The following is a 25,969-nucleotide window of genomic DNA, read 5'->3' as shown; positions in this document are numbered from 1 at the left end:
CAAGCTGATAGCTCCAAGCTAACAGTTGCGCGCTCGAAATTGGGTCTGTAGCTCAGTTGGTTAGAGCGCACCCCTGATAAGGGTGAGGTCGGCAGTTCGAATCTGCCCAGACCCACCAATTTTGTTATGGGGCCATAGCTCAGCTGGGAGAGCGCCTGCCTTGCACGCAGGAGGTCAACGGTTCGATCCCGTTTGGCTCCACCATATAACTGCTTCTGCTGTTAGAGTTTAGAAATGAATATTCCGGTGTGAATATTGATTTCTAGTCTTTGATTAGATCGTTCTTTAAAAATTTGGGTATGTGATAGAAAGATAGACTGGACGTTACTTTCACTGGTAACGGATCAGGCTAAGGTAAAATTTGTGAGTTGCTCTTAATTGAGTATTATCGAATTTTCGGCGAATGTCGTCTTCACAGTATAACCAGATTGCTTGGGGTTATATGGTCAAGTGAAGAAGCGCATACGGTGGATGCCTTGGCAGTCAGAGGCGATGAAAGACGTGGTAGCCTGCGAAAAGCTTCGGGGAGTCGGCAAACAGACTTTGATCCGGAGATGTCTGAATGGGGGAACCCAGCCATCATAAGATGGTTATCTTAAGCTGAATACATAGGCTTAAGAGGCGAACCAGGGGAACTGAAACATCTAAGTACCCTGAGGAAAAGAAATCAACCGAGATTCCCTTAGTAGTGGCGAGCGAACGGGGACTAGCCCTTAAGTGGCTTTGAGATTAGCGGAACGCTCTGGAAAGTGCGGCCATAGTGGGTGATAGCCCTGTACGCGAAAATCTCTTAGTCATGAAATCGAGTAGGACGGAGCACGAGAAACTTTGTCTGAATATGGGGGGACCATCCTCCAAGGCTAAATACTACTGACTGACCGATAGTGAACTAGTACCGTGAGGGAAAGGCGAAAAGAACCCCGGAGAGGGGAGTGAAATAGATCCTGAAACCGTATGCGTACAAGCAGTGGGAGCCCACTTTGTTGGGTGACTGCGTACCTTTTGTATAATGGGTCAGCGACTTATTTTCAGTGGCGAGCTTAACCGAATAGGGGAGGCGTAGCGAAAGCGAGTCTTAATAGGGCGTCTAGTCGCTGGGAATAGACCCGAAACCGGGCGATCTATCCATGGGCAGGTTGAAGGTTGGGTAACACTAACTGGAGGACCGAACCGACTACCGTTGAAAAGTTAGCGGATGACCTGTGGATCGGAGTGAAAGGCTAATCAAGCTCGGAGATAGCTGGTTCTCCTCGAAAGCTATTTAGGTAGCGCCTCATGTATCACTGTAGGGGGTAGAGCACTGTTTCGGCTAGGGGGTCATCCCGACTTACCAAACCGATGCAAACTCCGAATACCTACAAGTGCCGAGCATGGGAGACACACGGCGGGTGCTAACGTCCGTCGTGAAAAGGGAAACAACCCAGACCGTCAGCTAAGGTCCCAAAGTTATGGTTAAGTGGGAAACGATGTGGGAAGGCTTAGACAGCTAGGAGGTTGGCTTAGAAGCAGCCACCCTTTAAAGAAAGCGTAATAGCTCACTAGTCGAGTCGGCCTGCGCGGAAGATGTAACGGGGCTCAAACCATACACCGAAGCTACGGGTATCACTTAGGTGATGCGGTAGAGGAGCGTTCTGTAAGCCTGTGAAGGTGAGTTGAGAAGCTTGCTGGAGGTATCAGAAGTGCGAATGCTGACATGAGTAACGACAATGGGTGTGAAAAACACCCACGCCGAAAGACCAAGGTTTCCTGCGCAACGTTAATCGACGCAGGGTTAGTCGGTCCCTAAGGCGAGGCTGAAAAGCGTAGTCGATGGAAAACAGGTTAATATTCCTGTACTTCTGGTTATTGCGATGGAGGGACGGAGAAGGCTAGGCCAGCTTGGCGTTGGTTGTCCAAGTTTAAGGTGGTAGGCTGGAATCTTAGGTAAATCCGGGATTCTAAGGCCGAGAGCTGATGACGAGTGTTCTTTTAGAACACGAAGTGGTTGATGCCATGCTTCCAAGAAAAGCTTCTAAGCTTCAGGTAACCAGGAACCGTACCCCAAACCGACACAGGTGGTTGGGTAGAGAATACCAAGGCGCTTGAGAGAACTCGGGTGAAGGAACTAGGCAAAATGGCACCGTAACTTCGGGAGAAGGTGCGCCGGTGAGGGTGAAGCATTTACTGCGTAAGCCCATGCCGGTCGAAGATACCAGGCCGCTGCGACTGTTTATTAAAAACACAGCACTCTGCAAACACGAAAGTGGACGTATAGGGTGTGACGCCTGCCCGGTGCCGGAAGGTTAATTGATGGGGTTAGCTAACGCGAAGCTCTTGATCGAAGCCCCGGTAAACGGCGGCCGTAACTATAACGGTCCTAAGGTAGCGAAATTCCTTGTCGGGTAAGTTCCGACCTGCACGAATGGCGTAACGATGGCGGCGCTGTCTCCACCCGAGACTCAGTGAAATTGAAATCGCTGTGAAGATGCAGTGTATCCGCGGCTAGACGGAAAGACCCCGTGAACCTTTACTATAGCTTTGCACTGGACTTTGAATTTGCTTGTGTAGGATAGGTGGGAGGCTTTGAAGCGTGGACGCCAGTTCGCGTGGAGCCAACCTTGAAATACCACCCTGGCAACTTTGAGGTTCTAACTCAGGTCCGTTATCCGGATCGAGGACAGTGTATGGTGGGTAGTTTGACTGGGGCGGTCTCCTCCTAAAGAGTAACGGAGGAGTACGAAGGTGCGCTCAGACCGGTCGGAAATCGGTCGTAGAGTATAAAGGCAAAAGCGCGCTTGACTGCGAGACAGACACGTCGAGCAGGTACGAAAGTAGGTCTTAGTGATCCGGTGGTTCTGTATGGAAGGGCCATCGCTCAACGGATAAAAGGTACTCCGGGGATAACAGGCTGATACCGCCCAAGAGTTCATATCGACGGCGGTGTTTGGCACCTCGATGTCGGCTCATCACATCCTGGGGCTGAAGCCGGTCCCAAGGGTATGGCTGTTCGCCATTTAAAGTGGTACGCGAGCTGGGTTTAGAACGTCGTGAGACAGTTCGGTCCCTATCTGCCGTGGACGTTTGAGATTTGAGAGGGGCTGCTCCTAGTACGAGAGGACCGGAGTGGACGAACCTCTGGTGTTCCGGTTGTCACGCCAGTGGCATTGCCGGGTAGCTATGTTCGGAATAGATAACCGCTGAAAGCATCTAAGCGGGAAACTAGCCTCAAGATGAGATCTCACTGGGACCTTGAGTCCCCTGAAGGGCCGTCGAAGACTACGACGTTGATAGGTTGGGTGTGTAAGCGCTGTGAGGCGTTGAGCTAACCAATACTAATTGCCCGTGAGGCTTGACCATATAACACCCAAGCAATTTGCTGACCTGAAAAGGCACCAGATTGCGGTGTGTGAAGACGAAACGAACCGAAAGTTCGATTGTTCACAAACACCGAGATCTATCACATACCCATTCGCTGGAGCGTGCGCCGTAAGGCAAGCGACCTGGCTACCGAATTTCTTGACGACCATAGAGCATTGGAACCACCTGATCCCATCCCGAACTCAGCAGTGAAACGATGCATCGCCGATGGTAGTGTGGGGTTTCCCCATGTGAGAGTAGGTCATCGTCAAGATTAAATTCCGAAACCCCTATCTGCGTATGCAGGTAGGGGTTTTGTTTTGTCCGCAGGAAAGTGTGCTTTTTGAAACTCCGTATATGGACTACCAAGAAACATTCAATGTCCCCAGCGAGCCTCATTCATCCTGAACAACGGAATGAACGAATACCTGCTGCCAGGGACTATGGATAGCTGTTAGGCCACGTTTATTGATATGTGCTCATCAATCAAATGCTGCACCACACCCGGATCCGCCAAGGTGGAGATATCACCCAACCCATCGTATTCGGCGGTCGCAATCTTGCGCAGGATCCGGCGCATGATCTTGCCCGAACGGGTTTTCGGCAGCCCCGGTGCCCACTGGATCACGTCCGGCGAAGCAATCGGACCGATCTCTTTACGCACCCAGTTTTTCAGTTCCAGACGCAGTTGCTCGCTCGGCTCTTCACCCGCGATCAACGTGACGTAGACATAAATGCCCTGCCCCTTGATGTCGTGCGGCACACCGACCACGGCCGCTTCGGCAACTTTCGGGTGCGCAACCATCGCGCTTTCGATTTCGGCGGTCCCCATGCGGTGGCCGGACACGTTGAGCACGTCGTCCACACGCCCGGTGATCCAGTAGTAACCGTCTTCATCGCGACGTGCGCCGTCACCGGTGAAGTACATGCCACGGAAGGTCTTGAAGTAGGTGTCGACGAAGCGGTCATGGTCGCCGTACAGCGTGCGCGCCTGGCCTGGCCACGAATCGAGAATCACCAGGTTGCCCTCGGCCACGCCTTCAATGATGTTGCCCAGGTTGTCGACCAACGCTGGCACCACGCCGAAGAACGGACGTGCCGCCGAACCCGGCTTGAGGGCGTGAGCGCCCGGCAGCGGGCTCATCATGTTGCCGCCGGTTTCGGTCTGCCACCAGGTGTCGACGATCGGGCAACGGGACTTGCCCACATTCTTGTAGTACCAGTCCCAGGCTTCCGGGTTGATCGGCTCACCCACCGAACCCAACAGGCGCAAACTGCTGCCATCAGCACCTTCAACAGCAGCTTGACCCGACGCCATCATCGCGCGGATCGCGGTCGGTGCGGTGTAGAGGATGTTGACCTTGTGCTTGTCGACGATCTTCGCCACCCGGGTGATGTCCGGGTAGTTCGGCACGCCTTCGAACAGCAGCGTGGTCGCGCCGTTGGCCAATGGGCCGTAGACGATATAGCTGTGGCCAGTGACCCAGCCGACGTCGGCGGTGCACCAGTAAACTTCGCCCGGGCGGTAGTCGAACACGCGCTCGTGGGTCATGGCGGCGTACAGCAGGTAACCGCCGGTGGTGTGCTGCACGCCCTTCGGCTTGCCAGTCGAACCGGAGGTGTAAAGGATGAACAGCGCTTCTTCAGCGCCCATCTCTTTCGGCGCGCAGACACTGCCCGCCACTTTCATCAGGTCTTCGTACCAGATGTCGCGATGCTGGTTCCACTTGATGTTGCCACCGGTGCGCTTGCACACGATGACCTTCTGGATGCTGCTGGTTTCCGGGTTGGTCAGCGCGTCGTCGACGTTGGTCTTGAGCGGGATCTTCTTGCCGGCACGAATGCCTTCGTCAGCGGTGATGACCACTTTGGATTTGCAGTCGATGATGCGACCGGCCAGGGCTTCCGGCGAGAAACCACCGAACACCACCGAGTGAATCGCGCCGATCCTGGTGCAGGCCAGCATGGCGACCACGGCTTCGGGGATCATCGGCATATAGATAGTCACCACGTCGCCGCGATGCACATCCTGGCCGCGCAAGGCGTTGGCGAACTTGCAGACTTGTTCGTGCAGCTCGCGGTAGGTGATGTTGCGACTTTCGGCCGGGTCATCCCCTTCCCAAATGATCGCGACTTGATCGCCGCGCTCGGCCAGATGACGGTCGAGGCAGTTGTAGGAAACGTTGAGGGTACCGTCGGCGAACCATTTGATGTCGACATGGTGATCGTCGAAGGAGGTCTGCTTCACCGTGGTGAAAGGCTTGATCCAGTCGAGGCGCTTGGCTTGCTCGCGCCAGAAGCCGTCCGGGTTGACGACCGACTGCTGGTACATGGCTTTGTAGGTTGCCTCGTCAGTCAGCGTATTGGCCAGAACCTCGGGACGAACGGGATACAGAGAAGCCGCACTCATCTTTCTTACCTCGGTGGAATAGTTGTTTGTGATTTGTCACTGTTTGCAGCCTGAGCACTCAGGCAATTGCGAAACTCAAATCCTGAAACGACTGAGCAGTTTGTCCTGCTGGCCGACGTGGTCCACCATCACTGAACATTGACGAACCTGTTTGTCCGCACTGCCGGATACCTCAAGACTGATATCGCGGATATTGGTCGTGTTGCGATTGATTTCTTCGGTCGTGGCGCTTTGTTCTTCAGCCGCCGCGGCGATCTGCAGGTTCATGTCATTGATACGATAAATGGCCTCACGTATGCGCTTCAGGGTGTCATTGGCTGCGTTGGCATCCCCGGCAGTCTTGCTGGCCGTATCGCGGCTTTGCTGCATTTGCACTTGGGCGTGTTTCACGCCTGTCTGCAACTGGTCGATCATCTCGCGTATTTCCTGCGTGGATTGCTGGGTTCGCGAGGCCAGTGAGCGCACCTCGTCAGCCACCACAGCAAATCCGCGTCCCGATTCGCCGGCACGTGCCGCCTCGATGGCCGCATTGAGTGCAAGAAGGTTGGTCTGGTCGGCGATGCTGGTGATAACCGCCACAATGGACTCAATGCTTTGACTGAGCGTGGACAACTCATTGATCGCATGACCTGTGGCGTCCATCTCTTCAGCCAAACGCTTGATGGCCCCCGTAGATCTGGAAACCAGAGCAACCCCGTCCGCTGTTTCCTCGTTAGCAGCGATTGCCGCTTCGGCAGCTGTTTGGGCGTTACGGGCGACATCTTCGGCTGTCGATGCCATCTCGGTCATGGCGGTGGCCAATTGATCCAATTCTTGTAATTGAACTTGTACACGGTTGGCTGCCTGGTCCGCTTCGCATGACGTCGCTGTGGTGCTCTCCCGAACGCGTTGCGAGCTGTTTTTCACATCGCCAATGAGCGCTTTCAGGTTCTGCAGGAACTGGTTGAACTCCCCGGCGACCAACGCAATTTCATCATTGCCGACCACGGGCAGTTGGCGGGTCAGGTCGCCTTCTCCGCGATTGATGTCTGCCAACGAATCCTTGAGTTGATCCAGGGGTCGCAGTAGCCGCCTTACCAGCAGGCCCAACACCAACAGGCTAATCAGCACGCCCAGGCCGGTACCGATGACGGCACGCCAGCTCAGGATGTGGGCTGCGGCCATAACGATGTCCTGATCCAGCACCACACCGATATACCAATCCATGCCCTTGAGACCGGAGAGCGGAATGAAGGACACCAGGAGAGACTTTCCACCGCTGCTGACCTGCTGAAGCTGACTGTCGAGAGGCAGAACGCTGCCTGCGAAAAGCTGGTTGTAGGGCTTGCCGTTCAGCTCGGCGTCCGGATGGGAAATAATGTTGCCACTTTTACTCAGCAGGAACGCATAACCGGCCCCACCGAAATCCAGTGTATTGATGGCATCGGCAACCGTAGTCAGACGGATGTCACCACCAAATACCCCGAGCAACTGACCGGCGTCGCTGATCCGCGCAACTGCCGAAATCAGAATTTCACCCGTGGTGGAGTCCTTGTAGGGTTCGGTTAAAACGGCCTGGCTACCGGCTTTTCCGGTTGCGTACCAAGGGCGGGTGCGACCGTCATAATCAGGTTTTGGATTCCAGGAGGCAGTGTTCTTGATGGGTTTTCCATCAGACTCAAGGGCGCCGAATACCAGCTTGAATTCATCTTTCAAAATGGGCGAATCGATGATTCGTTGGGTCGCTTGCGCACTGTACTGGCGGTCGATCGCTTGGGACGCCAAATCCATCAGACGCAGTTTGCCGTTCAGCCAGTTTTCGATCTGACGTGCCACAGCATTGCTCGATTCGGAGATGCTCGCCTCGACCTGATGACGCAAAATCGTACGTATCTGCTCTACCTGAACCAGCGACAGAAGACTGGTTGTCACGAACAGCACACAAGCAGCCACAAGGCTCACCTTGTAACGGATTTTCATCGAGGACTCCAAAGGATCGATCAAGGGGAGCAGGGCATCCAGTCCTTGAATGTCAGGTTATCGAGGACGCCTTCGCGAGCAAGCCGGCTCCCACAGCGGGCACGCATTTCAAATGTGGGAGCGAGCCTGCTCGCGAAAGCTATTGGAAAGGGCGACACAGGATTACCTGTATCGCCGCCGATTTTTAGAAGAAGCCCAACGGATTGATGTCGTAGCTCACCAGCAGGTTTTTGGTCTGCTGATAGTGATCAAGCATCATCTTGTGGGTTTCACGGCCGACGCCGGACTTCTTGTAACCACCGAACGCGGCATGCGCCGGGTACAGGTGGTAGCAGTTGGTCCACACACGACCGGCCTTGATGGCGCGGCCCATGCGATAGGCGCGGTTGATGTCGCGGGTCCAGAGGCCGGCACCCAGGCCGAACTCGGTGTCGTTGGCGATGGCCAGGGCTTCGGCTTCGTCCTTGAAGGTGGTGATGCTCACCACCGGGCCAAAGATTTCTTCCTGGAACACGCGCATTTTGTTGGTGCCCTTGAGCAGGGTCGGCTGGATGTAATACCCGGTCGCCAGGTTGCCCTCGAGTTTTTCCACCTTGCCGCCGGTCAGCAGCTCGGCGCCTTCGCCCTTGGCGATTTCCAGGTACGACAGGATTTTGTCGAATTGCTGCTCGGACGCCTGGGCGCCAACCATGGTGTCGGTGTCCAGCGGGTCGCCACGTTTGATCGACAGCACTTTCTTCATCACCACTTTCATGAAGTCGTCGTAGATCGACTCCTGCACCAGCGCGCGGGAAGGGCAGGTGCAGACTTCGCCCTGGTTGAAGAACGCCAGCACCAGGCCTTCGGCGGCTTTTTCGATGAAGGAAGGTTCGGCCTTCATGATGTCTTCGAAGAAGATGTTCGGCGACTTGCCACCCAGCTCCACGGTGGACGGAATGATGTTTTCGGCGGCGCATTTCATGATGTGCGAGCCGACCGGGGTCGAGCCGGTGAAGGCGATCTTGGCGATGCGTTTGCTGGTGGCCAGGGCTTCGCCGGCTTCTTTGCCGAAGCCTTGAACGACGTTCAGCACGCCCGGCGGCAGCAGGTCGCCGATCAGCTCCATCAGCACAGTAATGCCCAGCGGCGTTTGCTCGGCAGGCTTGAGCACCACGCAGTTACCGGCGGCCAGGGCCGGGGCGAGTTTCCAGGCGGCCATCAGAATCGGGAAGTTCCACGGAATGATCTGCCCGACCACGCCCAGCGGTTCGTGGATGTGATAGGCCACGGTGTTTCCATCGATCTCGGCGGCGCTGCCTTCCTGGGCGCGGATGCAACCGGCGAAGTAGCGGAAATGGTCGGCGGCCAGCGGGATGTCGGCGTTGAGGGTTTCACGCACGGCTTTGCCGTTGTCCCAGGATTCGGTGATTGCCAGGACTTCCAGGTTCTGTTCAATGCGGTCGGCGATTTTCAGCAGCACCAGCGAGCGCGCCTGGGCGGACGTGGCGCCCCAGGCATCGGCAGCGGCGTGGGCGGCGTCCAGGGCTTTGTCGATGTCTTCGGCCGTGGAGCGCGGGAATTCGGCAATCGGTTGGCCATTCACGGGCGAGGTATTGGTGAAGTACTGACCTTTGACAGGCGCGACGAACTCGCCGCCGATGTAGTTACCGTAACGGGACTTGAAGGAAACGATGGAACCGGGAGTACCAGGGTGGGCGTAGTTCATGATGGCGTTCTCTTGTATTTTTTGGTTGTGGCCGTCCTTGGGACGGCCACTGTCAGTTGCACAAGCGCTACAGGCTCAAGAGCCCTGAGGGGTTTCGCCACGTGCCAGACGGGCATTGATGTCTTCGATGACCGCCGGCAAATCAACGATGGTGTCGATCAGGTAGTGCGGGCGGGAACCTTCGAACATCTTGACGATGCGCGCGCGTTCCTCGGCCAATTCCTCCAGGGATAAATCCTTGAACTCTTCATAGGTCAGGCCCAATGCATTGCCGGAGCAGGTCAGCGCCACGGTCCACATGCCCGCACTACGACCTTCCAAAATGCCGGGCCAGGTGTCATCGACCTTTACGCACGCGGCGACGTCGCTAATCCCCAGCGCAATCACGTTGGCCAAGGCTTGAGCAGGGTGCGGGCGTCCATTGGGCACTTCGTCAGTCGCCACCACGTGGTCGGTGACATAACCGTTCTTACGCGCCAGCTCTACGACTTTCTCCATGACCACAGCCGGGTAGCCTGAGCAGGAACCGATTTTCAGGCCCTTGTCGCGCAAGCCGTTGATGGTGTCGAGCGCACCAGGAATCAGCGCCGAGTGCAGCGCGATCTTTTCGATCTGCAGCGGCATGAAGCGTTCGTAGAGGGCGGTGACATCATCATCGGTTGGCAACCGACCGAAGGCGGCATGGTAGCGGTCGGCAATCTGTGGCTCGTTGCACAGCGTGCGGATGTGGTCCCACTTGCCCATGCCCATCGGTCCGCGAGCTTCTTGCAGGGAAACCGCAACGCCGAACTCGGCAAAGGCTTCGACGAAAATCTGGGTCGGTGCGAAAGAACCGAAATCAACGACGGTGCCCGCCCAGTCCAGAACTACAGCTTGCAGTTGGGAAGGTTGTTTGTAGTCCATGATGATTGCTCCAGTAATGGGTGAGTGATTGATTCGGGTTCAGGAGTTGGTGCCGACAATGACCGGTTGCACCGGAGTTGAGGCCAGCTCCTTGCTTTCCACCGTTTTCGGGCGACTGTTCCAAAATGGAATCAACATCAAGCTGGCCAGCAGCGCCGCGACGGTGAACACCAGGAATATTGTGGTGGTGTCGAAATATCCGGGTAACAGGCCGCCGAGGACCGCCCCTATCGAACCGCAACCGTTGACGAAACCTGCGGCGGAGGCCGCACCGTCCTTACTGCCGAAATCAATGGCAGCCGAGCCGCTCATCATCGAATCCGGCCCGTAGAGTGTCAGGCCCATCATGAATAGCAGGCCAACCACCATGTAAAGACTTCCGCTCTGCATGGCGGGGACGAACAGCGCAAGGCAAATGGTGAGGAGAACCAGGCTAAGGACACAGGCCGGCATACGACGAGCACCGAAGTACTTGTCTGATGCGATACCGATGAGGATCGGACCTGCCAGACCCGCTAGTTCAAAAGCCGTTGGAACGATCGCGGATGCCACTTTGCCAATCTCGGGCATCCGTTCGTAGATAATGACTGGCCCCCACAGGAGGATCGCGTAGCGCGCTGGCTTGAGCATGAAATACGCGAGGCCAAGCACCAGCACAGTTCGATTTTTCATCACCGTGCGCAGGCCAGCCCACATACTTTCGCGCGGAACTGCGACCTTGCTGACGGGTTCTATTTCGATCTCGACGGGAGGCAGGCCGACATCTTCTGGCTGGTTGCGCTGCAGGAAAAAGAACAATACCGCTACAACCAGTACCACCACGGCGCTGCTGATGAACGCTATGCGCCAGTCATGGTATTGGTTGTAGGCCCACCATCCGGCAAACGGTGTTGCTACCAGACCCCCGAAGGCGTAGCAGGTGCTCCAGTAACCCAGTACGCGGCCGCGTTCGCCAGTGCTGAAGAAACTACCGACGTTCTTGCATAGGCCAGACCAACCGGTGGACTGAGCAAGGCCCTGGATTAACATGCAGGAGGCGAAAATCGGTAAGGTGGCGTAAGTGCCCATAAGTAGCGCAGCTAACGCGGAAATGACGAGCCCGCTAAGTACCACGACCCTCGGGCCGAAGCGGTCAGAGAAGTTGCCCCAAAGAAACTGTCCTACTGCATACGCGGTAAGGTAGAGGGCATCCAGATTGGCCATCATGGACTTTTCGAGGATGAAGTTCGGGTCTTCGCCAATACCCAGTTTGGCGACAGAAAACGCCTTGCGGGTAAAGTAGAAGGCCGCATAGGCCACCCAGGTGATGAGGAAAATTTGCACGCGCCAACGCTGGAGCGATTTCCAGCCGGTTGCGAGAGGACTTGTAGCATTCTTGTTCATGGTGTTCTGATCCCGTATGTGGTGCCAGACAGCGCAAAGTAATTGTTATTGTTTTCGGTACAGAAAACCTGTCCACGCACACGACATCGATTAGATGGCAGTGAATGGCATCAGGCTTTAAGTTTTAAATTGCCACGGTCACTGACTGCTGCTCGGCATTGCCTAGCGATAAGTCACCGGATCCATGTTTTAAAAAAAGATCCCTGTCCAAAGGTGCTACCCATTGCACCTGTGCTCGAATTGACAAGAACCTTTAAAGGGGCGGTCAGCCTGTCGGCTGTTGCATGTCGACGTTCATCGCTACAAGACTGTCGGCGATGGCGCGCAGCAACTGGTGGACGATGTATTCGTCGATCTGGCCGATACAGCCAATACGGAAACTTTCGGCTACCGTCAGTTTGCCGGGGTAGATGATGAACTGACGGGCTTTGAGTTCATCGTAGAACCGTTTGAACTCAAAGTTTGGATGTTCTGGACTGAAGAACGTGGTGATGATTGGCGACAGCCAACGGTCCTCAAGCAATGTTCTAAAGCCAAGTTCGCGCATGCCGGTGACGAGTACATCGCGATTGCGGGTGTAGCGCGCCAACCGGCCATGCACGCCGCCTTCGGCAGTGTGTTGCTCCAAGGCTTTATGGAACGCTACCACGCTGTGGGTCGGTGGCGTGAAACGCCATTGGCCAGTGCGCTCCATGTAAACCCACTGCTCGTAAAGGTCGAGGCTGAGTGAATTGGCGCGGCCTTTGGCGGCCTCGATCACGGAGCGACGGATGATAACGAAACCGAACCCCGGAATACCCTCGATGCATTTGTTGGCAGAAGACACCACCACGTCGAAAGGTATTTCATCGACCGTCAATGGCACAGCTCCGAAGGAGCTCATCGCATCGATGATCAGGCTCTTGCCATGCGCTTTCACCACATCGGCAATTTGGCGCAGCGGATTGAGAATGCCGGAACTGGTTTCGCAATGGACGAGGAAGACGTTGGTGACGTCCGGGTTATCCCTGAGCAGGGCGTCCACTTCCTCGGGCTGGGGTGGCAAGTAATCCCCTTTGTCCAGGGTGATAAATGCGCGACCCAGATACTCCAGGGTCTTGGTGGCGCGTTGACCATAGGCGCCATTCATTAATACAAGCGCTTTGCCGTCTCGAGGAATGGCAGTGGCCAAAGCAGCCTCCACCGAATAGCTGCCGCTGCCTTGCAAAGGCACGCAGACGAAGCTGTCGTCCTTTATGCCTGCCATGCTGAGCAAGTTCTGGCGAACTTCAGCAGTGACTTGATTGAAGGAAACATCCCATGAACCCCAGTCGCGCAGCATCGCTTCCTTGGTGGCTTTGGACGTGGTCAACGGGCCTGGCGTCAGCAGGTAAGGTTCACCCAAGGCTGGCGTAGCCAGCGCTTGTGTGGTCGGGAATTCAGCTTTGGTCATGATCTTCTCCGGCGGTGTTGTTTTTGTAAGGAGTGATGCATGGGCCAATAAAAACACTCGCCTAGAAATAACTGAAATCGATTTATCACATGTCAATAACAAGCTGAGCTTATAAGTGAGCATCTTGGATCTCGCGCTCTATTATCGCGATTCCATGGTTATCCGGTTCAGATCGCCGCGCCCTTAGCGATCAAGGCCACTGGGCGGCGCAACGCATCCGTGTTGTAAACAAAAAAACCGCCCGGCCAATGGCCAGGCGGTTTTTAATTGGCGAGCGTAAATGTTTTCGCTGTGTGATGGAGGCGTTAGCCCTTGTCTGACTTGCCAGCCGCCGCGGCGAATTTCGCCAGACGCACATCCAGTCGACGGGGCCGCAGGTTGTGGTCCTCGGCATGCTCCTTGCGGCGAATGGCGTTGCGCACCATCAGCGAGCCCAGGTAACGGATCGGCTCCGGTGGGAAATGGCCGAGTGGACCTTGCACCAGCGGCGAGCGTGTCCATGGGTTGTCCATCCCCAACACCAGCGATGAGAGGATTTTCCCTCCCATATGACACGGACCGACGCCGCTGCCGGAATAGCCGAAGCCATAAAAGATGTTGCCGCTAGCGCCCATGCGACCGAAGAACGGTAGCCCGGTGACGGAGCGATCGGACGGGCCATTCCAGGTGGCGGCGATGCCGACATCGGCAAAGTCCGGGAAGAACTCCGCAAGGGTGTTGCGCAACAATCCTTTGTAGGGCGAAGGCTGGTCGAATACGGGCAGGATGCGCCCGCCGTAAGCGAAGGTATTGCCACCTTTGCCGAGCATGATCCGGCCGTCCGGAGTGTTGTGGTAGTAATGCACGAAGATACGTGAGTCGAGCACGGTGACCCCGCTGGTCAGGCCTATGCGCTCGAGCAGTTCAGGTCGTGGCTCAGTAATAATCATGTCGCTGGAGACGATGGCTACCGACCGCGAGAACTGTGGAAAAGCACGGGCCATCCAGGCGTTCATCGCCAACACGACACGATCGCAGGTCACTTTCCCGTTCGGCGTGTTGACGATGGTGGGCAGCCCCTCTTCCAAACCGGTCATCGGCGAGCCTTCGTAGATGCGCACACCCAACTCCATTGCGACTCGACGCAGACCACGCACCAGCTTGCCCGGTTGCACACTGGCTGCCGCAGGCGAGAACCAGCCTTCAACGTGTCGGGTTGAACCCGCCATACGCTGTACGTCAGCTAGCGCGCATTTGGAGAAAGAGTTGATGCCATTGCGCTCCAGCGCGGCGATCACCCCGTCGGTCGAACCGACCTGAGCGCGGTTAGTCGCCGTGTAAAGCGTGCCATCGAGACGGTAATCGGCATCAACTGCGTACTTCTCGCAAAAGCTGCCGATGGCGTAAATACTCTGCTCCGATTCCTTGACCAGGCGTATTGCCTCCTCGACGCCGAACAAGCGTTCCAGGGTGAAGTACTTGGCCGACCAGGACAGTGCACAGCCGCCGTTGCGCCCACTGGCACCGGCACCGCAGATGTCGGCTTCGACGATGACCACGTCCAGCTCGGGATTCTGTTCTTTGAGCATGATCGCGGTCCACAAACCGGTGTAACCACCACCGACAATGCAGACATCGGCGCGGGTGTTCTGCCGCAGCGGCGGGCAGGGCGAGTCGGGTTGAGTTTTAAGGGCCTGATCGAGCCAGTAGGGGCGCATGAGGTCATCTCCGTTGGAGCGGTTTGGGGGCAGGGTTTCAGGAAGCAATCAGCCGCATGCGGCGACCACGATCATTTCCACGCGCCAACCGGGGTCGATCAAATCCGCCAGGGTGCAAGCTCGTGTGGGGGCATGGCCTTCGGGAAAGAACGCGTCCCAGACTTTGTTGAGCCCTGCATAGTCCTCGCGATGGGCGAGCAGGATACGCACCGAAAGCACCTGCTTGCGGCTGCTGCCGGCACTGAGCAATAGCTGCTCGATGCCGGCGAGCACCTCGTGGGTCTGTTCCTCGATATCGCCCCTGAGGTCGCTGGCAACCTGGCCTCCGATGTAGAGGTGGTTGTCGTACCGGACCATGTCCGAGCGGCGTTTTAGGGCTGTGAAACGTTCGATGTCCATTAAGCATTCCCAGGTTGATAGGAGGGCGCAGTGTTCGAACACTGGTCGGGGCTTGTGAAAACCATGCTTGCAGTTCATCGTCTATAAATAAAATCGATTTAACGTATGCATGAATAAGCTGAACCTATGCTGAGGCTTCCCCGATGACGATTTCCCATACTCAACTCAAGGCGTTCCACGCTGTCGCTATCAACGGAAGTTTTACCCGCGCGGCAGAGCAGCTCTGCCTGTCTCAACCGGCGGTGTCCGACCAGGTTCGCAAGCTTGAGGATTACTACGGGGTGATGGTGTTCTACCGCGACAAGCGTCTGGTACGCCTGACTGAAGTGGGCGAGCGGTTGTTCGGCCTGACCCGGCGCTTGTTTGATATCAGTGTCGATGCCCACGACATGCTGATGGACTACCGCACCCTGTCCACGGGAACCTTGAACCTCGCCGTGGATGCGCCGGTGCATGTGCTGCCCTATGTCGCACGCTTTTGCAGTCGTTATCCCGGTATCGATGTGAAGATTGAAACCGCCAATACCGATGAAGTGTTGCAGCGGTTGTTCGGCCATCAGGCCGACATTGCTCTGCTGGGGCGCAATATCGAAGACGACCGACTGCTGTCGCTGCCCCTGCGTAGCGATCCGATGCTCGCGTTCGTCGCGCTTGACCATCCCTGGGCGCAACGCGAATCCATCAGCCTTGGCGATCTGCACGACACGCCGCTGGTCCTGCGCGAAAAAGGCTCAGTGACGCGCCTGTGCCTGGAGGAAGAGATGGCAACCGCGGGCTTGCGCATCCGCAAGGCGATCGAAGTGGAAGGCCGTGAAGCCGCGTGCGAAGCCGTGGCGATAGGTATGGGCGTAGGTGTTGTCTCGGCGACCGAGCTTGGCTTCGACTCGCGGCTTCGCGGGTTGCCAATCGTCGATAGCCAGCGACGCTTCACCGAAACACTGGTTTGCCTGCGCGCACAGAGTTCCCGGCGCATCCTGACGACCTTTTTTGAGATGGTTCGAGAGAGATTGGCTGAATGAAGTATGGGGTTCGATGTGGATGCTTTCCGGCAGCGTTACCCTTTAAAAGATCAATGCTTTCGCGTTACATACCTGATCGATACGTAAACGTTTCTGTTCTTGCGACCGCACTGGTTGCCAGCGATGAGGGGTTCAAATATCAGCCGCATGTCGACCGGGTGATGCGTGCGTTTGGCTTCCCCATCGGCCCCTTTGAACTGCGTGATATGGCCGGTGTGGATGTCGCCTGGCGCAACCGCCAGGGGCGTCTGTTGGCGCTGAGCGAGCGTGAGCAACGCTGCGATTGGATCGATAAATTGTATGCGGCAGGACGGCATGGGCAAAAAACCGGGCTTGGGTTTTATTGCTATGCGCCGGGCAGCCGCCAGGCTGTGCCGGATTCATGGCTGGCGCAATTGTTGGAGCAGCATCGCCAGCAATGGAATATTGCGCCCCGTAGCATCTCTGATCAGGAAATCGAAGAACGCTGCCTGTTTGCGATGATCAACGAGGCTGCCTGGTTGCTCGACAACGATATTGTGGAGCACCCTGCTGATATCGATCTGGTATGGGTTCATGGCTACGGCTTCCCGCGTTACAAGGGCGGGTTGACCTACTATGCCGACCAGACAGGGCTCGGCTATGTGGCGAAGGCGCTTAAGCGCTACAACCCCGAGTCGGACAGGGCGCTCTCGGCGTTCATGACTCACCGCAAGACCTTCCACGCTTATTGACGAGAAAGCCCCGGCCGCTGACCGAGCCCGCCGGGGCCATGTTGCGTCAGGCGTCCTTGACCGCGTCGAGGGCCGCATCAGTGTCGGCGCACCTCACGGCAAACCCAAGCCAGAAACGGCAATTGTCCGAATGACGTGATGAGTTGTTCGGTAACTATTTTTTGTGTGTGAATGGGAATTAGTGTTAATTGCGAATGGTTTTATATAGCATGCTCGCTTGGTTTTTGGCGGTTGCACCCTCTGTATTGGCCTATTTGTTAAGGTTTTCCTCTCCATGCGTCGAACCCTGTTTTCCATTTGTGTATTGCAAGCGTTGTCGTCTTCCTCATGGGCTGAACAAACGGATGTAGCTCCCTCAACGCTTGAGCTGGACGCAACCGATGTTATCGGTACCGCGAATTACGAAAGGGCGGACGGCCCGGTGCAGGGTTATCGGGCGACGCGCTCGGCCAGCGCCACGCGTACCGACACGTCGATCCATGAAACCCCGCAATCGATCAGTGTGGTCTCGAAGGATGCAGTCGAGGATCTGGGCGCCACCCGTTTGCAGGACGCGCTGGACTACGCCGGGGGCGTGGGGCGGGCGAACAATTTCGGTGGGCAGGGCCTGACCACGTTTACCGTTCGTGGCTTCACCACCGGCGAGTTTTACCGCAACGGTTTTCCGATCAACCGCGGCTACCCGAACATGCCGGATGCCAACACCATCGAGCGACTCGAAGTGCTGCGCGGCCCGGCCACCATGCTCTACGGTCGGGGTGATCCTGGCGGCACCTTCAACGTGGTTTCCAAACAGCCGTTGCCCGAGCGCACCGTCACCCTGGGCAGTCAACTCAACGATCAGGGCATGAAGCGCGGCACGCTGGACGCTTCCGGCCCGCTCGACGAAGAGGGGCGCCTGGCCTATCGACTGAACGTAGTGGGCGAGGGCGGCGACACTTTCCGCGATCACGTCGAAAACGAGCGCTACGGTATCACTCCTGTGCTGACGTGGCAGGCAACCGACGCGACCAAGCTCATTTTCGAAGGTGATTTCATGCGTAACAACGCGCCTCTGGATCGAGGCGTTACCCGCTACGCCAAACAGATTGGCACCGCCTCCCGCGACAGCTTTTTCGGCGAAAAAGACGCTGGCAAACTGCACAACGACAACAACATGGCGCAACTGCGTTTCGAACACATGCTCAACGACGACTGGACGCTGGGGGGCGGTTTCCAGTGGCTCGATGGTTCGCTCAAGGGCAACGCGGTCGAGGCCAACGGCATTGCCGCTGACGGCCGCACGTTAGGGCGCAACTTCAACTATCGCAAGCTGGAGTGGACCGACAAGGACACCCAACTCAATCTGACCGGCCATTTCGATACCGCTGGTTTGCAGCACACGTTGCTCACCGGTATCGAGTACGAAGATTACGACTACAAGTCGATCATTCAACGCTCCAGCGGTGCGGTCGGCGCGTACCCGATCGACATCTTCGACCCGGTGTACGGCCAGCCGCGTCCGGCGCTGACTCGCACGCCGACTCATGACAAGGAAAACCTCAAGACGTATGCAGCGTTCGTGCAGGATCAGGTGGCATTGACCGACAAATTGAAGGTGCTGGCCGGGGCGCGTTTCGAACGCTTCGAACATGACTACGAAACCTTCGTGCCGGGCGGCAAGAGTTGGCAGGCCAGTGACAACGCGGTGACCCCGCGCATCGGCGTGACCTACGACCTGACCGAGACATTAGCGGTCTATGCCGACACTGCGCGCTCCTTTAAGCCCAACACCGGCGCGAGCCGCGAGGGCGGCGGGTTTGCGCCGGAGAAGGGCAAGTCTTACGAAATGGGTATCAAGTGGGAAGCGCTGGATCAGCAGTTGAGTGTTGACGCGGCGGTCTACCAGATCGAAAAACGTAACGTGTTGACCACCGACCCTGTTGATTCGACCTTCAGCGTTGCGGCCGGCGAGGTGCGCAGCCGTGGTTTCGACCTCAACGTTGCCGGCAACCTCACGCCCGAATGGCGCGTGATTGGCGGCTACGCCTATGTCGATGCCGAAGTGACCAAAGACAACGTGCTGCGCTCTGGCACGCGCCTGCTGAACATCCCGAAAAACAGCTTCAGCCTGTTGAATATGTATGAGTTCCAGGATGGCACCCTCAAGGGGTTGGGCTTGGGTACCGGGCTCAAGTACGTCGACGAGCGCGCCGGGCAAACCGCCAACACCGCGTTTTCGATGGGCAGCTACACCGTTGTCGATTTGCTCAGCTTCTACAAGATCAATGACAAGGTGCGGCTCAATCTTGACGTGAAAAACCTGTTTGATCGTGACTATGAAGAAGGCGCATTCGGTAACGTCTATGCCTATCCGGGGGCGCCGCGAACAGTACAAGTTGGCATTTCCTACACCTTGTAGCGTGCAGTGCTGGTGCACGCCGAGTCTTCCGCGATAACGCGGGAGGGTTGCAGCGTAAAACCAAACTCAGCTGCGCGTCGGTGTAGGCCTTTGACGACTCGCTTGCGATATTTTTGCTCAAAGTGATCGGCTCCCGGGTCTTGATAATTCATGCCGAAACGCATGGCGTTGTAGAACAGGATCGCGATCTTTCGGGCGGTAGCTGTGACGGCCTTGGCTTTGCCGATTCGAGCCGCAAGACGCCGATAAAACGCACCCAACGCACCCAATGCCGTGTTCGTTCTGCCGACGGTCGCAGCGGCTAAGCGCAGATGGGCGGTCACTCGATTTTTGGCCACTGAAGCGACAGCCGGGCGCAAGGGTGAGCAAGGAAGTGAAATGGTGGCGAGTCCGCCATCGACTCAGATCCGTGCCGCACTCGGCGACCAGCCGAAGAGCCAGGTAGGGGCCGATGCCGTGGATCTGGGTCAGATCAACACCGACCAGTTGATAGAGCAAGGTACGGACATCGAAATTGAGCGCGTTGGGTTGCCGAGTGTTATGCCGTGGTTTTGGCAACGACTCAGCGGGCAATGTCTTTTCCTGCGAGAGCTTAATCAGCGTTTGTGCAATCTGCTGGTCGCAAACCAGTAGCTGCGCTTGATAAGCGTCATACATGGACAGCGCCTGCGTCAAAGCGAAAACGTGCTCGGGCTGGTAGTTGCCGGCCAGCGATGCCTCAATCACATTAACACCTGCCTTGCAGCGCTTGTCACTCAGCGCCGCTAACGAGGAGGGGCTGCGCTCGCCTGCGACGATGGCGCGGATTATCCGCATCCCCGACAGCCGGTGATATCGGCCACGACGTGATGCAATTGCAGGTTCATGTGCGTGAGAGCTTTTTGCATGTGCTGAATATGCGCCGCGGCATAATCGAGATGACGCTCCCGCAGCCGCAAATAGCTGCGCAAAGCCGAAATCTCACGATCTGGGTGAAAGCTGGCTCGAAGCAGCCCACAGGCATGCAGTCGTTGAATCCACTGTGCATCATTCACATCGGTTTTGCGTCCTGGCACCGCCCGGGCATCACGCGCATTGGCGAGTAAGACCTGAAGGCCGTGCGCTTCCAGTATTTCGTAAACCGGAATCCAGTAAACGCCTGTTGATTCCATGGCGACCGTCGTTATCCCAAGACTTACCAGCCAGTTGGCCATGCGCTCGAGATCGGCAGTGAAGGCCTGGAAAGTTTGAACGGATTCTTTGGCCAGGTCTGCAGGAACGGCCACCACATGAAAGCGTAAGCCAATATCAATGCCGGCTGCGTAATCATGAATAACCGGTAACCCACGCTGCTTCAGATCATGCTTTTTCATGAGCACCTCCAGTCAAGTTGAACTGGACGGGGACTCGGATCAAATCACCTTCCTAAACGGGGTCACGGAACGTGCCACCACTAACGGGTCCGCAGCTTCCCCTGGTCAAGTTTTTTGACGGGGTCTAAGCCTCCAAAAAGCCAGCGACCACTGTCCAGTAGGATCAGTGTAGAACGCAGTGTTTCTAATCCAATGGGCCGCGGAGCGCTGGGGAGGCGGTTTTTTAAGATGTCTCGCTCTTCAGTGACCCGCTTGAGTTCCGCTCGCAGGCGACGCAGTTCGGCGTGCTGATCATCATCCTGCTGCCGCTCCTCCTGAGGATTGCTGTAGCGCTTTATCCAGGCATAGAGGCTATGCGTCGACACACCAAGACGTGCTGCCACATCAGCGACAGGCAGCTTCTTTTCGGTCACTTGATCGACCGCTTGGATTTTGAATTCTTCGGGGTAACGCGGGTTGCTCATGGCACCTCCTAATTGGCCTCAGTTTAAGGCAAAGAGGTGTCTACGAACCCCGGGGCGATTCATTAACTGGTGGCCCGCCAAGTCCAGAGCACCTCATTAAACGCCTCTGTCCAGAAACGCTCACGGTTGGTGAACGCCACACCGCAATCTGCGGCCATCTCAAAGAAGCCTTTACCTGGCATCAGGTCTCCCCGTTTATGAACGACCAGAACAGTCAAGAACCCTCGACCTTCTGCGAATTCCTGTCTGGAAATTTCATCCAGCAATTTACTTAGTCGTGGATCATCGGGCTCGATAGCAATAGGGAGCTGGGCCACTAGGTCACCATATGTGATGGTCTGTGCTGCAGGCCGGCGAGCTCTCTGAATCAGCAAATCACGCGCAACATCCCGAGCCCGTATCCAGTCAGATATGGGGAACCCTTCAACCATGCCGATCATGCAACTCTCCTTCTTGTGTGAGGCATAATGCTATCACTGGGGGGCTACGATATCGAATAGGGCTTCGAAACGTAAGGAGGTCCGGGTGGCCATGCTCAGGGGCTGGTTACCCTATTCCTGGATGGTCACACGTCGCGCAGTAGGCACCAGTACTTTCATATAGCACCTAATGGTTTGTGATGGCAGTATGGCGCACCGCCATCGCAACGCGGCCCACCAATGCAGCCTTCTTGAACGACCATCACGTCGTCATCCATCTCTATGACTTTTGATGCAGTGAAATGCAAGGTCAACAATTTGGAGCGATTATGCTCAGAACTGACTCAACTGCCTGGGATTCACCACTGGTTCCAGAGCGCGACAGACTGCTCATCCAGTCTGCTAGCCCGACGATGCTGAATGCACTCGATCCAAATCTTTCTCCAGAAGAGAAAGAAGGGCTGCTCAGACTCCAGTTTCGAAACGTAACTCTTCGCGATGCAATCGCTAGTGGCAATGCTACGGTCAATTCCACTGGTAATGGAAGTTTCTGGAAACTCTCCACCTCCCGGCCCATAGAGGCATTCAAGGGCCTGGTGATGGAGGCCGCATTTTGTCGAGAGTGTGCTGACAACCCATTCACCGCTGGGCGTCGGGTTTTCGCCTGGTGCACTGGGAGAGGAGCCTGGCAAGTAACGGACAAACAGATCAGCCTGCAGATACCCTTCATCACGGCTAATAAAAGGCTAGAAAGCAATCCGCTTACGGCTAGGTTCTATGACCCCGCAAGCCCCTATGACTTGCATTTTTACTCGATCAACGAGAAGGGGAACGCAGAGCTCGCGACAGAGATTGGTGCCGGCAAGGGGATCATCGCAGGAGTCCAGATCAAGGCTATCCAGGGCAACGAGAGAGCTGAGATTATCGATAAGTTGATCTCAGGGCGCTATAGAAGGGTAGTGACCATGCTTCGCCACAAAAACGGTGAACATAGCCATGAAGTCTGCGTACGACTGCTTCTACAGATGCACGCCAGGGGCGATATCGACGGGGATCAATTGGCAGACCTTCTTAGCCGGTTGTCCTATCCAGAATTTTTTGGGTTGTCACAGCAGACAATCGACAGCTATAGCGAATGGTTGAATTACGCCTATATGGGGCTGGAGGTTGGGGAGGAAGACATTTTTGTAATGGAGGCCATTGGTTTAGAAGTGGCATCGAGACTTAAATCTGAGGCCAGCGGGATCGTCATGCCAGACGCCCCCCAAATCATCCTCCCACCAACGGTCCACTAGCAGGCTACGGGCATCGATTCGGCGAATCGTTACGATTGACCTTGAGCGGCGTTTTCGAATGAATTTTATTTGTTCACCCAAGCCCCACATGCTTTCGCGTTTCATACCTGATCGATCCTTGCTACCGCACTGATTGCCAGCGATGAGGGGTTCAAATGTTAGCCGCTCGTCGAAAATCGATGATTTATCCAAGGTATGGGCTGAAGTATGGGCTGCAGGGTTTTGTCAAAATCCAGAAACGAAAAAGCCCTGAATAATCAGGGCTTTGTCGTATAAAGATGGCGGAGGCGATGGGATTCGAACTCATGGACCTGTTACAGTCGACGGTTTTCAAGACCGTTGCCTTAAACCACTCGGCCACACCTCCGTTTGCGTTGCGGGCGCCATAATACCTGAATGAAACACACTGTCAAACTCTCTGCATGGCTTGTTACAGAGCGTCTGTTATGATCTTTGCGACTGAACGTTTCAAACCAACAGGAGTGTCGCCATGCGCGAACAGGATTACGCAGTTAATAACAGCGTGCAGGTTGAGCAGCTAGAGGTTAGCCGCGTCCTGCGCAACACATACGGCTTGCTCGCTCTCACCCTCGCATTCAGCGGCGTGATGGCGTTCGTTGCTCAGCAGATGCGTGTCGGCTACCCGAATATTTTCGTGGTGCTGATCGGCTTTTACGGGCTTTTCTTCCTCACCAACAAACTCCGTGACTCGGCCTGGGGCCTGGTGTCGGCATTTGCCCTGACCGGTTTCATGGGTTTTCTGCTTGGCCCGATCCTCAACCGCTACCTGGGCATGCAGGGCGGCGCTGAAGTTGTCAGTTCGGCATTCGCGATGACGGCGTTGGTGTTCGGTGGTCTGTCGGCTTACGTGCTGATCACCCGCAAGGACATGAGTTTCCTCGGTGGTTTCATCACCGCAGGCTTCTTTGTTCTGCTGGGTGCGACGCTGGCGAGCTTCTTCTTCCAGATCAGCGGTCTGCAACTGGCGATCAGCGCAGGTTTCGTGCTGTTCTCCTCGGTCTGCATTCTGTTCCAGACCAGCGCCATCATTCACGGCGGCGAGCGTAACTACATCATGGCGACCATCAGCCTGTATGTATCGATCTACAACCTGTTCGTCAGCTTGTTGCAGCTGTTCGGCATCATGAGCCGCGATGATTAATCGCAGGCTCTAAGTAAAAAACCCGCTCAGGCGGGTTTTTTATCGCCCGGAATTCGGGCTCATTCCGTGATGATAATGCTGCCATCGGCCTGCTGGCGGTAGATGGTATAGGGCAGGAGCAACGTATCGAGGGCGCCGGAAATGACTGCGTCGATAAGGACAATGGCCGGAGCACTGTCATGCAACTGTGCATCCCGTCCTTTTTGCAGGGGAGCATAGAGCATGCAGAAATCGTAAGTCACGCCGCTGTAGATACGGGGAACGGCACCGCAGTAACTTTTGTACTCCTTGAGACTCTTCGAAGCCACTTCATCCCCGCGCACAACTGTTTGAACCGTGCCGCAGCCGGCGAGCAACAACGTCGCGAGTAAAACCACCTGAATTTTCATACCGCCAATCCTTAGCCGGAAAGCGGTCAATTTACGCGTTTCCAATCAAAACCGCACTCACGCCATCGGTGGCAAGCGGCGTTTGACCGGGGTCTTCTTGACGATGGCGGTGTTGGTCTCCGCGTGGGTGTTGAGGCGATCGAGCAGGGTGTCCAGTTGCTCCATCGAGCGCACATGCAGGCGGGCGATGAAGCAGTCATCGCCGGTGACTTTGTCGCACTCGGTGAATTCCGGGATGGCCTGAATCTGCCGTTCGACTTCCTGCAACTGGCCCGGCAACGGGCGGATCCGCACGATGGCCTGGAGTTGATAACCAAAGCACTTGGGGTCGATTTCGACGGTGTAACCTTTAAGCACGCCACGCTCTTCGAGTCGCCGCAAACGCTCGGCAACGCTGGGCGAGGACAGGCCGCTGATCTGCGCCAGCGCCTTGAGCGAGCGGCGTGAGTCGTCCATTAATGCGGTGATGAGCACTTGGTCGATGTCGTCGGTCATGGCAAATCCCCTGTTAGGCCTTTGGCTGAATACGCCTTGATAAAAAAGGCAAAAACCGAGTTTAGCCTGCTTTTTGCGCTGGAGATGCCCTTGGACGGATTGGCATAATTTGGCCTCAATCACAGGAGTCTGATGATGGACAAAAACATACGTCGCGGTTCATTCGAAATGACCGCCGCCATGCTGATTTCCGGGACCATCGGTTGGTTCGTGCTGGTGTCCGGGCAGCCCGTGCTGGACGTGGTGTTCTGGCGGTGCGTGTTCGGCGCCGGCACGCTGTTGTTGATCTGCGCGGCATTCGGCTTCCTGCGTCCGGGCATTCTGACCCGCACCACCTTCCTGCTGGCAGTGCTCAGCGGGGTCGCGATTGTCGGCAACTGGGTGTTGTTGTTCGCCTCTTATTCCCGTGCCTCAATTGCCATCGGCACGGCGGTTTATAACGTTCAACCGTTCATGCTGGTCGGGTTGGCGGCGTTGTTTCTGGGCGAGAAGATCACCCTGCAAAAACTGTTCTGGCTGGGCATTTCGTTTCTCGGGATGCTGGCCATTGTTAGCGCTCATGGCGAGCAGGGCGCAGGTGGCAACGATTACCTGATGGGCATCGGTCTGGCCTTGGGGGCGGCGTTTCTGTATGCGATTGCAGCTCTGATTATCAAACACCTGACCGGCACGCCACCGCATTTGATTGCCCTGATCCAGGTCAGCACCGGGGTGCTGCTGCTCGCGCCATTTGCGCACTTTTCAGCGTTGCCGCAAGCACCCAGCGCCTGGGCCAGCCTGGTGACGCTGGGCATCGTCCACACCGGCGTGATGTATGTGCTGCTGTACGGCGCGATTCAAAAACTGCCGACGGCATTGACCGGGGCGTTGTCTTTCATTTACCCGATTGCGGCGATTTTCGTTGACTGGTTTGCCTTCGGTCATCGCCTCGAACCGCTGCAGTGGGTCGGTGTTGCCGCGATTCTGCTGGCTGCCGCGGGCATGCAGCAGGGTTGGGGTTTGAAGTCTCGTCGGGCGGTCACACAATAAGACGGGC

The 25,969-nt window shown here is 56.3% G+C and carries 19 protein-coding genes, 3 tRNA genes, 2 rRNA genes and 2 pseudogenes; 10 read left to right on the top strand and 16 right to left on the bottom strand.

Features of this window, described 5'->3' with window-relative positions; genetic code table 11:
- Positions 1-41: 41 nt before the first annotated feature.
- The 4 genes from RHP74_RS17610 to rrf all read left to right on the top strand — a co-directional run bounded on the left by RHP74_RS17610 (position 42) and on the right by rrf (position 3,610).
- Positions 42-118 (top strand) — tRNA-Ile (locus RHP74_RS17610).
- 10 nt (positions 119-128) lie between these two features.
- Positions 129-204 (top strand) — tRNA-Ala (locus tag RHP74_RS17605).
- 240 nt (positions 205-444) lie between these two features.
- Positions 445-3,336: ribosomal RNA gene (locus RHP74_RS17600) — 23S ribosomal RNA — on the top strand.
- Positions 3,337-3,494: 158 nt separating this feature from the next.
- Positions 3,495-3,610 (top strand): 5S ribosomal RNA (rrf, locus tag RHP74_RS17595).
- A 180-nt stretch (positions 3,611-3,790) separates the two neighbouring features.
- Here rrf and acs read toward each other — a convergent pair.
- The 9 genes and pseudogenes from acs to RHP74_RS17555 all read right to left on the bottom strand — a co-directional run bounded on the left by acs (position 3,791) and on the right by RHP74_RS17555 (position 15,224).
- The gene (gene acs / locus RHP74_RS17590; protein WP_049870722.1) at positions 3,791-5,746 is read right to left on the bottom strand and encodes an acetate--CoA ligase; all 1,956 of its coding nucleotides are present in this window, start codon (positions 5,744-5,746) and stop codon (positions 3,791-3,793) included.
- 75 nt (positions 5,747-5,821) lie between these two features.
- A complete protein-coding gene (locus tag RHP74_RS31420) occupies positions 5,822-6,526 on the bottom strand; it encodes a methyl-accepting chemotaxis protein (RefSeq protein WP_409201941.1) in 705 nt (234 codons plus the stop codon).
- A 201-nt stretch (positions 6,527-6,727) separates the two neighbouring features.
- A pseudogene (locus RHP74_RS31415) lies at positions 6,728-7,705 on the bottom strand (cache domain-containing protein); the annotation flags it as partial.
- Between the two features lie 184 nt (positions 7,706-7,889).
- On the bottom strand, positions 7,890-9,410 hold the full coding sequence (locus RHP74_RS17580) for an aldehyde dehydrogenase family protein (protein WP_311095956.1): 1,521 nt from the start codon (positions 9,408-9,410) through the stop codon (positions 7,890-7,892).
- Positions 9,411-9,485: 75 nt separating this feature from the next.
- Positions 9,486-10,313: a phosphonoacetaldehyde hydrolase gene (gene phnX, locus RHP74_RS17575; protein WP_010461068.1), complete on the bottom strand. Its 828-nt coding sequence runs from the start codon at positions 10,311-10,313 to the stop codon at positions 9,486-9,488.
- Between the two features lie 39 nt (positions 10,314-10,352).
- Positions 10,353-11,696, bottom strand: a complete 1,344-nt coding sequence (locus RHP74_RS17570) for an MFS transporter (RefSeq protein ID WP_010461067.1) — start codon at positions 11,694-11,696, stop codon at positions 10,353-10,355.
- Positions 11,697-11,961: 265 nt separating this feature from the next.
- Positions 11,962-13,128: a 2-aminoethylphosphonate--pyruvate transaminase gene (locus RHP74_RS17565; RefSeq protein WP_077749699.1), complete on the bottom strand. Its 1,167-nt coding sequence runs from the start codon at positions 13,126-13,128 to the stop codon at positions 11,962-11,964.
- A 305-nt stretch (positions 13,129-13,433) separates the two neighbouring features.
- Entirely contained in the window at positions 13,434-14,825 is a 1,392-nt protein-coding gene (locus RHP74_RS17560; protein WP_311095955.1) for an FAD-dependent oxidoreductase, read from the bottom strand.
- 48 nt (positions 14,826-14,873) lie between these two features.
- Positions 14,874-15,224 carry a RidA family protein gene (locus tag RHP74_RS17555; protein WP_102593965.1) on the bottom strand — a complete coding sequence of 117 codons (351 nt, stop codon included), beginning with the start codon at positions 15,222-15,224 and terminating at the stop codon, positions 14,874-14,876.
- A 143-nt stretch (positions 15,225-15,367) separates the two neighbouring features.
- On the opposite strand from RHP74_RS17555, the gene RHP74_RS17550 reads away from it, so the two are divergent.
- The 3 genes from RHP74_RS17550 to RHP74_RS17540 all read left to right on the top strand — a co-directional run bounded on the left by RHP74_RS17550 (position 15,368) and on the right by RHP74_RS17540 (position 19,357).
- Positions 15,368-16,243 carry a LysR substrate-binding domain-containing protein gene (locus RHP74_RS17550; RefSeq protein WP_154914074.1) on the top strand — a complete coding sequence of 292 codons (876 nt, stop codon included), beginning with the start codon at positions 15,368-15,370 and terminating at the stop codon, positions 16,241-16,243.
- On the top strand, positions 16,240-16,956 hold the full coding sequence (locus RHP74_RS17545) for a 3-hydroxyacyl-CoA dehydrogenase family protein (RefSeq protein WP_311095954.1): 717 nt from the start codon (positions 16,240-16,242) through the stop codon (positions 16,954-16,956). The genes RHP74_RS17550 and RHP74_RS17545 overlap by 4 nt, the downstream gene beginning before the upstream one ends.
- A gap of 274 nt (positions 16,957-17,230) precedes the next feature.
- Positions 17,231-19,357 (top strand): TonB-dependent siderophore receptor, encoded by a 2,127-nt coding sequence (locus RHP74_RS17540; protein ID WP_311095953.1) that lies wholly within the window; start codon positions 17,231-17,233, stop codon positions 19,355-19,357.
- A gap of 117 nt (positions 19,358-19,474) precedes the next feature.
- On the opposite strand, the gene RHP74_RS17535 is transcribed toward RHP74_RS17540, so the two are convergent.
- The 4 genes and pseudogenes from RHP74_RS17535 to RHP74_RS17520 all read right to left on the bottom strand — a co-directional run bounded on the left by RHP74_RS17535 (position 19,475) and on the right by RHP74_RS17520 (position 21,613).
- Complete coding sequence (locus RHP74_RS17535; protein ID WP_311095952.1) at positions 19,475-20,173, bottom strand: transposase; 699 nt, start codon at positions 20,171-20,173, stop codon at positions 19,475-19,477.
- Complete coding sequence (locus tag RHP74_RS17530) at positions 20,164-20,709, bottom strand: transposase (protein ID WP_311095951.1); 546 nt, start codon at positions 20,707-20,709, stop codon at positions 20,164-20,166. Before RHP74_RS17530 ends, RHP74_RS17535 begins: the two co-directional genes overlap by 10 nt.
- Before the next feature lie 221 nt (positions 20,710-20,930).
- Positions 20,931-21,173 (bottom strand): annotated as a pseudogene (locus tag RHP74_RS17525) (transposase); the annotation flags it as partial.
- A gap of 62 nt (positions 21,174-21,235) precedes the next feature.
- The gene (locus RHP74_RS17520; RefSeq protein ID WP_311095950.1) at positions 21,236-21,613 is read right to left on the bottom strand and encodes a hypothetical protein; all 378 of its coding nucleotides are present in this window, start codon (positions 21,611-21,613) and stop codon (positions 21,236-21,238) included.
- Positions 21,614-21,921: 308 nt separating this feature from the next.
- On the opposite strand from RHP74_RS17520, the gene RHP74_RS17515 reads away from it, so the two are divergent.
- Complete coding sequence (locus RHP74_RS17515; protein WP_311095949.1) at positions 21,922-22,887, top strand: hypothetical protein; 966 nt, start codon at positions 21,922-21,924, stop codon at positions 22,885-22,887.
- A 279-nt stretch (positions 22,888-23,166) separates the two neighbouring features.
- Here RHP74_RS17515 and RHP74_RS17510 read toward each other — a convergent pair.
- Positions 23,167-23,254: transfer RNA gene (locus RHP74_RS17510), tRNA-Ser, on the bottom strand.
- Between the two features lie 123 nt (positions 23,255-23,377).
- Between RHP74_RS17510 and RHP74_RS17505 the strand changes: the two genes are divergently transcribed.
- Positions 23,378-24,049, top strand: coding sequence for a Bax inhibitor-1/YccA family protein (locus tag RHP74_RS17505; RefSeq protein ID WP_010461027.1), 672 nt, complete (start codon positions 23,378-23,380; stop codon positions 24,047-24,049).
- 59 nt (positions 24,050-24,108) lie between these two features.
- On the opposite strand, the gene RHP74_RS17500 is transcribed toward RHP74_RS17505, so the two are convergent.
- The gene (locus tag RHP74_RS17500) at positions 24,109-24,438 is read right to left on the bottom strand and encodes a YceK/YidQ family lipoprotein (protein ID WP_311095948.1); all 330 of its coding nucleotides are present in this window, start codon (positions 24,436-24,438) and stop codon (positions 24,109-24,111) included.
- A 57-nt stretch (positions 24,439-24,495) separates the two neighbouring features.
- Complete coding sequence (locus RHP74_RS17495; RefSeq protein WP_010461024.1) at positions 24,496-24,933, bottom strand: Lrp/AsnC family transcriptional regulator; 438 nt, start codon at positions 24,931-24,933, stop codon at positions 24,496-24,498.
- Between the two features lie 135 nt (positions 24,934-25,068).
- Between RHP74_RS17495 and RHP74_RS17490 the strand changes: the two genes are divergently transcribed.
- Entirely contained in the window at positions 25,069-25,962 is an 894-nt protein-coding gene (locus RHP74_RS17490; RefSeq protein WP_077749695.1) for a DMT family transporter, read from the top strand.
- Positions 25,963-25,969: the final 7 nt, after the last annotated feature.

It is taken from the genome of Pseudomonas sp. SG20052 (assembly GCF_031766055.1).
GTDB classification, from domain to species: domain Bacteria; phylum Pseudomonadota; class Gammaproteobacteria; order Pseudomonadales; family Pseudomonadaceae; genus Aquipseudomonas; species Aquipseudomonas mandelii.
Note: the sequence above shows the minus strand (reverse complement) of the source record. Positions and strands in the feature narration are given on the sequence as shown.

Excerpts from the sequence above, each read along its gene's own strand:
- RHP74_RS17565 (WP_077749699.1), bottom strand. The coding sequence starts at position 13,128 with ATGACCAAAGCTGAATTCCCGACCACACAAGCGCTGGCTACGCCAGCC.
- RHP74_RS17520 (WP_311095950.1), bottom strand. The coding sequence starts at position 21,613 with ATGATCGGCATGGTTGAAGGGTTCCCCATATCTGACTGGATACGGGCT.
- RHP74_RS17530 (WP_311095951.1), bottom strand. The coding sequence starts at position 20,709 with ATGAAAAAGCATGATCTGAAGCAGCGTGGGTTACCGGTTATTCATGAT.
- RHP74_RS17570 (WP_010461067.1), bottom strand. The coding sequence starts at position 11,696 with ATGAACAAGAATGCTACAAGTCCTCTCGCAACCGGCTGGAAATCGCTC.
- RHP74_RS17515 (WP_311095949.1), top strand. The coding sequence starts at position 21,922 with ATGCTCAGAACTGACTCAACTGCCTGGGATTCACCACTGGTTCCAGAG.
- RHP74_RS17540 (WP_311095953.1), top strand. The coding sequence starts at position 17,231 with ATGCGTCGAACCCTGTTTTCCATTTGTGTATTGCAAGCGTTGTCGTCT.
- RHP74_RS17500 (WP_311095948.1), bottom strand. The coding sequence starts at position 24,438 with ATGAAAATTCAGGTGGTTTTACTCGCGACGTTGTTGCTCGCCGGCTGC.
- RHP74_RS17545 (WP_311095954.1), top strand. The coding sequence starts at position 16,240 with ATGAAGTATGGGGTTCGATGTGGATGCTTTCCGGCAGCGTTACCCTTT.
- RHP74_RS17560 (WP_311095955.1), bottom strand. The coding sequence starts at position 14,825 with ATGCGCCCCTACTGGCTCGATCAGGCCCTTAAAACTCAACCCGACTCG.
- RHP74_RS17495 (WP_010461024.1), bottom strand. The coding sequence starts at position 24,933 with ATGACCGACGACATCGACCAAGTGCTCATCACCGCATTAATGGACGAC.
- RHP74_RS17580 (WP_311095956.1), bottom strand. The coding sequence starts at position 9,410 with ATGAACTACGCCCACCCTGGTACTCCCGGTTCCATCGTTTCCTTCAAG.
- RHP74_RS31420 (WP_409201941.1), bottom strand. The coding sequence starts at position 6,526 with ATGGCATCGACAGCCGAAGATGTCGCCCGTAACGCCCAAACAGCTGCC.
- RHP74_RS17555 (WP_102593965.1), bottom strand. The coding sequence starts at position 15,224 with ATGGACATCGAACGTTTCACAGCCCTAAAACGCCGCTCGGACATGGTC.
- RHP74_RS17535 (WP_311095952.1), bottom strand. The coding sequence starts at position 20,173 with ATGCGGATAATCCGCGCCATCGTCGCAGGCGAGCGCAGCCCCTCCTCG.
- acs (WP_049870722.1), bottom strand. The coding sequence starts at position 5,746 with ATGAGTGCGGCTTCTCTGTATCCCGTTCGTCCCGAGGTTCTGGCCAAT.
- RHP74_RS17505 (WP_010461027.1), top strand. The coding sequence starts at position 23,378 with ATGCGCGAACAGGATTACGCAGTTAATAACAGCGTGCAGGTTGAGCAG.
- RHP74_RS17550 (WP_154914074.1), top strand. The coding sequence starts at position 15,368 with ATGACGATTTCCCATACTCAACTCAAGGCGTTCCACGCTGTCGCTATC.
- RHP74_RS17490 (WP_077749695.1), top strand. The coding sequence starts at position 25,069 with ATGGACAAAAACATACGTCGCGGTTCATTCGAAATGACCGCCGCCATG.
- phnX (WP_010461068.1), bottom strand. The coding sequence starts at position 10,313 with ATGGACTACAAACAACCTTCCCAACTGCAAGCTGTAGTTCTGGACTGG.